Genomic DNA, 6,017 nt, shown 5'->3' on the forward strand with positions numbered 1-6,017 from the left:
ATTTTTATTATTTAACTCACTAATCGTGTAATTCGTTTCTTCTGCCATGAAAGCTTATAATATGCATACTGTAATAGTAAGCTGACAATAAATGCTGCTGGGTACCCAATCCATATCCCTTCTATGCCAAGACTTGTATGGTAAGAAAGATAATACGCTACAGGTACTTCAACAAGCCATATTGATACAACGCCGATAACAGTTGGCCAAAGTACTGTACCACTTGCTCGCATTGTCGCACTAATAATTTGCGCATGCCCGAAAATTAAATAACTCCATAATGTAATCATAACTAGACTATGAGCAATTTCAATTGTAGTTTGACTCGTTAAAAATAGTGATAGAATATCTCTTGAGAACAAGTAAATAAGAGATATTAGCACACCACCGATGACGTAGTTCATAATAATTCCGGCCTTCACAACTTTCTGCAATCGATCAAATTGATTCGCACCAATGGATTGTGCCGCAAAAATGGAAACTGTAATACCAAGGCTAACTGCTGGCATTTGTACATAACTTGCAACTTGGTTCACAACGCCATATGCCGCTGTTGCATCCGAACCGTAACGATTTACAAACGCGATTACTGCAATTTCAGATAATGAAACTAATATCATATTAATACTTGCTGGAATACCGAGTCGTAGCAATAACTTTAATAACTCCCCATCCATTCGAAGATATTTTCTTACCGTACTATCTAATTGTAGTGGGTGATTTTTCTTCTTTAAATACACTAACATGACAATGAACGTAATCACTGTAGATATAACAGAAGCATAGGCTGCTCCATACACATCTAATTTCGGAGCTCCTAGCCATCCAAAAATAAGAATCGGTAATAAGATCATATTTAGCGCTGTACTTACAATTAAAAAGTAAAATGGTGTTTTAGAATCTCCTGTACCTCTCATAAATGTTGTGTATGCGAAGTATAAAAATAATACTGGCATCGATATAAATAAAATACGTGCATAGTGTACACTTATTTCAATAATATTTTCTGGCGTTCCCATAAGGCGCATAATATCCATCGCAAAAATACTACCTATTATCGCCAACACAACTCCAATAATAAAGGTAAATGTCAGTGTCGTACCAACGATAGCTTTTAAACGATCTTCGTTTTTAGCACCAAACGCCTGACCAATTAATATAGAACTTCCTGAACCGATACCAATTACGAATGAAACGAGTAGGAAAAATAGTGGAAAGAATGCTGATATGGCCGCTAAATCATTTACACCAAGCCATCTTCCTACTACTACCATACCAAATAATTGTCCAACCGATTGTAATACATTACTTAATAGTAACGGTACTAAAAACATCGACATCGATTTCCATATCGGTTTACTCTTACTTTCTAACTTATGTGACTCCGCACCTTCTTTATTATTATCTGTAGGTGGTTTCAAATTTCATTTCTCCTTTTATTAAAAATCTATTTTTTCAATTTCCATCTCTTTGTATAGTTGTTATAATGATATACTTCTATTCATTTTCTTTTCCGTATTATTATAACTTCACCCAATATTGGCTTCCATCAGCTGTTCTATCTAAAAAACCATATTCGATTAAATATCTTCTTAAAGTCACAAAATCCGGATATACGCTTTCTATGATAGTATTTACTTCTTTTTCAGTATACTTTTTATTACTATCAAACTTCGTCACTAAATGGCGTAATATAATTAATTTACGCTTTTGCTTTTTCGGGAATTTAGAAAGCGGTCCATCTAATCCTTCTGTAAAATGAGCTTTTAATACTTCATCATTTTCTTCTTGCGTAATATTGTAACGATCATCCACCATCGTTGCTGTTCTATGAATGGGTACAAATTTCGTTTGTACTTTTGATTTTTCTTCTGACAGTTCCATTAACGCTAAAAATACTTTCGCCTGTTTCATTTTCTCTCGAAGTGTAAATCGATGATTTCGTATTGTTGAAGTACTTCCGCCATCCATCTCTTTTACAATCTCTTTATCATTCAGCCCCATATGGAAAAACTGAACCATCTTCTTTTGCAAATCAGTTAAACCCGTATACTTCTTATCAAGGTTTAATAAATAATCAAACATAGACGTATGTTCATTTTGCACATGCACTTGTACAAACTTCTCTGCTTCATACAAAACTTGATTATCTTGATAAATAACACCCTTAATAAACGCTTCTCCACAAGCTAAACAAATATATTCCTCTGCTTCCTCATCAAACACATACCCTTTTTTCAATTCCTCTACCGACGCATCCCAAAACTTCTCTGAAATATCACTCATACTAAACACTCCTTTAAAATGTTTATCTAAAAACAGACAAATCCCAATATTGTTTATCACCACCTCATCATCTTAACACAATTAAAATAAACATTTCAATGTTTCGTTTACCTATTTTATAAACTTTTATAAAAACATCTATTAGATATTATTTAAAAAGGACATAAAGCAACGAAAAGCGAATGTATTTAATACATGAATTACGAATTGAAAGAGGTGAAATATGCTATTCAATATTTAAATGATAAAGAGCTTATTAAACACGGAACCGGTATTCACTCATTCCAAAACTTCAACATTCAATTTTAACTATAAAAAAGATGTTTCCGTTTACGAAAACACCTTTTACCTTTTATATATTCTATCTACAATCTCTACTAAAACTTTACTTGCCTGTACAAATACATGCTTTCGGTTTCGATCTTCAACAAATTTATTAGCACAACTACCCATAATCATCATACAACTAATTATGACTAACGCTAGCTTTCTATTCTTGTAAGTCACTTTATGCCACTCCACTATTACAAAACTTCCTTTGAATTTATCCCATCAAGAAATTTTACATTAATAATAAACCGAAAGAATATGCAATTATGCATATCCACCCGTTTTATTACAATGTTGTGATTTAATTTAGTTAAAGTACACGTATACCGAGGTGACTATCTTGAAATTTAAAGCGAAAAAGAATCCATTTCATGTCATTTTTATTACATTATTTATAATTATTTTTTTCGTTTCGCTATTCTTCCAAAATGAAAATTCTATTTTTTTCACTCTCATGATGCTACTAAATATCGTAAATCTTTCATCATTCTATTTTTCTCACTACAACATAACGGCATCATCTCTTGTTGTAAAACATGGTTTCATACTGCGTACTGAAATTCCATTTGAAAATATTCGCCACATTAAATACTCTGGCAAAACACTTCGCTCCGAAAAGTGGACTAGGCAGCAACGTCCTCGTAATTGATATAAGTAAAATGAACTGTATACAACTTAATCAGCACAAAAATATACTAGTAATTCAAGGTGAGCTCAAAACAAACAAGTCTATGACTATATTTCCTCAAAAGGTTATCCATTTCCAGGAGGAACTTGTCCAACTGTTGGAGTAAGCGGATACACATTAGGTGGTGGTTGGGGCTATTCTAGCAGATATTTTGGACTTGGTTGTGACAGTTTAATAGAGCTAGAATTAATAGACTATAAAGGTAGAGTGATTACAGCTAATGAAACTTGCCATAAAGATTTATTTTGGGCGTGCCGCGAGGCAGGTGGCGGAAACTTTGGTGTCATCGTTTCATTAACGTTTAAGCTTCCTCCAAAAGTTGACAAAGTTACTTTAATTGAACTATATTGGCCTAACACTTCAGTAGACATGCAAAAAGAATTTCTTCATACATGGCAAAGCTGGTTAGTTAATTTAAATAAGAAAATGACAATCGGTGTAAGTATTTATAATTCCTCCGCAGAAGGACTAGCGATATATGGACGTGGTTTATATTACGGTCCTCCCGAAGATGCAACGATTATTTTACAAGAACTACTCCATATAAGTGGAGTAAGAATGAATTTACAATATGTCAGTTTCCTTGAAGCGATGAACAGTATGATCCTTTAAATGTATTCACTTTTCCACAAGGAATTAAAAATTAACATCTAAAAAGCCAAGATTCTAAAATACGAACCTTGGCTTCTTCTATTACTCTTTTGGAGCAATCATTTTTTTCGGATCTACAATTTCATCAAATTGTTCTTCTGTTAGCAGTCCAGATTGCAATGCTGCTTCTTTTAAAGTTAAACCATCTTTATGAGCATGCTTCGCAATTTTCGCTGCATTCTCATATCCGATATGCGGGTTTAATGCTGTTACAAGCATTAGTGAACGATTCACATTCTCTTTAATTACTTCTTCATCTGCTTCAATACCTACTGCACAATTATCATTAAATGAAACAATTGCATCTGCTAATAAGTGAGCGGATTGTAAGAAGTTATATGCAATAACTGGTTTAAATACGTTTAACTCAAAATTACCTTGACTCGCAGCAAATCCGATTGTTGCGTCATTTCCCATCACTTGCGCTACAACCATCGTTAACGCTTCACTTTGCGTTGGATTTACTTTACCTGGCATAATAGAGCTTCCTGGCTCATTTGCCGGAATAATAATTTCTCCTAGACCACTACGTGGGCCACTTGCCAGCCAGCGCACATCGTTCGCGATCTTCATTAAATCAGCTGCTAATGCTTTTAATGCACCATGCGTATATACAACTTCATCATGGCTCGTTAATGCGTGGAACTTATTTTGTGCAGAAATAAATTTCTTACCTGTAAATTGACTAATTTCCTCTGACACCATCTCACCAAATTTAGGATGAGCATTAATACCTGTTCCAACTGCAGTACCACCAATTGCAAGCTCTTTCATATATGTATTGCTCTCTGCAATCATACGCTCTGTTTTTTCAAGCATACGGTGCCATCCGCTAATTTCTTGTCCTAATGTTAACGGTGTTGCATCTTGTAAGTGTGTACGACCAATTTTTATAATATGTTCAAATGCAGTTACTTTTTCTGCCAACGTTTCTTTTAATTTCGTAATTGCTGGTAATACGTGATTTTCTACTGCGATTACACAAGCTACATGCAGCGCCGTTGGAAATGTATCATTTGAACTTTGGGACATGTTCACATCATCATTCGGATGTATATGTACGTCAAACCCCTTCTCTTTCAAAATTTGATTCCCTCGATTTGCAATTACTTCATTCACATTCATGTTTGACTGTGTACCACTACCCGTTTGCCATACGACAAGTGGAAAATGTTCATTCCATTTCCCTGCAATCACTTCGTCAGCTGCTGCCACAATTGCTTCTGTTTTTTCTTCTGATAACTTTCCTAATTTTTGATTGCTAAGTGCTGCACTCTTCTTTAAAATTGCAAATGCTTTTACAATTTCAAGTGGCATTTTCTCTGTTCCAATCGGGAAGTTTTCTTTACTACGTTGTGTTTGTGCTGCCCATAATTTATCAGCTGGAACTTTTATTTCTCCTAATGTATCTCTTTCAATTCTGTACTCCATGTTTTCATCCCCTTGAAAAATATAATACCTACATTTCTTATCATAACAGACTTTCTCTCAAATGATAAGAATTCTCACTCTCACATATAGATATTTTATTTTTAAAAATTCTTCTTGACCTAAACTTAAGTTTAGGCTATATCCTTTCTATAACACTACTGGAGGAATTCCATATGAAAAAGGAGATCGAGTGGTTGATGAAGAAGCACTGAAATATTTAGAAATGATTTTATGTTTAAAAAACACCGGTATGCCAATTCAAAAAATAAAACAATTTATCGACTGGTCTATGGCTGAAGAATCTACCATCTTTCAACGGTTGGAATTAATGAAACAACAGAAGGCCAATCTCTTACAGCTCATTCGAGACACTGAAAAAAACTTAAAAAAGATACAACAAAAAATTTCTAAATATGAGGACGAGATAACTTCTTCAACTCCTATTACAAAATAAAAAATCACCTTCTACATATTGTAGAAGGTGATTTTTTATTTTCAGAGTGTTGAAAAACAACTCTGTCAATACAATTTTTAAATAAAACACTTTAAAAATGTCTCCTTTTCTAGAAGAATAAAAAGAAAGGAGGCGTTTTTATGTTTTATAATCAACAAAATCTTGAGATTACACAAA

The 6,017-nt window shown here is 33.8% G+C and carries 4 protein-coding genes and 3 pseudogenes; 3 read left to right on the plus strand and 4 right to left on the minus strand.

Going from position 1 to position 6,017, the window contains the following annotated elements:
* Positions 1 to 11: 11 nt before the first annotated feature.
* The 3 genes from CO726_RS27010 to CO726_RS31985 all read right to left on the minus strand — a co-directional run bounded on the left by CO726_RS27010 (position 12) and on the right by CO726_RS31985 (position 2,793).
* Positions 12 to 1,421 (minus strand): MATE family efflux transporter, encoded by a 1,410-nt coding sequence (locus CO726_RS27010; RefSeq protein ID WP_099686294.1) that lies wholly within the window; start codon positions 1,419 to 1,421, stop codon positions 12 to 14.
* 100 nt (positions 1,422 to 1,521) lie between these two features.
* Positions 1,522 to 2,286: a DUF2087 domain-containing protein gene (locus CO726_RS27015; RefSeq protein WP_016088466.1), complete on the minus strand. Its 765-nt coding sequence runs from the start codon at positions 2,284 to 2,286 to the stop codon at positions 1,522 to 1,524.
* A 345-nt stretch (positions 2,287 to 2,631) separates the two neighbouring features.
* Positions 2,632 to 2,793, minus strand: a complete 162-nt coding sequence (locus CO726_RS31985; protein WP_169513091.1) for a hypothetical protein — start codon at positions 2,791 to 2,793, stop codon at positions 2,632 to 2,634.
* 163 nt (positions 2,794 to 2,956) lie between these two features.
* Here CO726_RS31985 and CO726_RS27025 point away from each other — a divergent pair.
* Both CO726_RS27025 and CO726_RS33070 read left to right on the plus strand, forming a co-directional pair.
* Positions 2,957 to 3,250: pseudogene (locus tag CO726_RS27025) on the plus strand (PH domain-containing protein); the annotation flags it as partial.
* Positions 3,243 to 3,898: pseudogene (locus CO726_RS33070) on the plus strand (FAD-binding oxidoreductase); the annotation flags it as partial. The pseudogenes CO726_RS27025 and CO726_RS33070, both read left to right, overlap by 8 nt.
* A gap of 99 nt (positions 3,899 to 3,997) precedes the next feature.
* Here CO726_RS33070 and fumC read toward each other — a convergent pair.
* On the minus strand, positions 3,998 to 5,386 hold the full coding sequence (fumC, locus tag CO726_RS27035; RefSeq protein ID WP_099686296.1) for a class II fumarate hydratase: 1,389 nt from the start codon (positions 5,384 to 5,386) through the stop codon (positions 3,998 to 4,000).
* A gap of 175 nt (positions 5,387 to 5,561) precedes the next feature.
* On the opposite strand from fumC, the pseudogene CO726_RS27040 reads away from it, so the two are divergent.
* Positions 5,562 to 5,840, plus strand: a pseudogene (locus tag CO726_RS27040) (MerR family transcriptional regulator); the annotation flags it as partial.
* Positions 5,841 to 6,017: the final 177 nt, after the last annotated feature.

This window comes from Bacillus fungorum (assembly GCF_002746455.1).
GTDB lineage: Bacteria > Bacillota > Bacilli > Bacillales > Bacillaceae_G > Bacillus_A > Bacillus_A fungorum.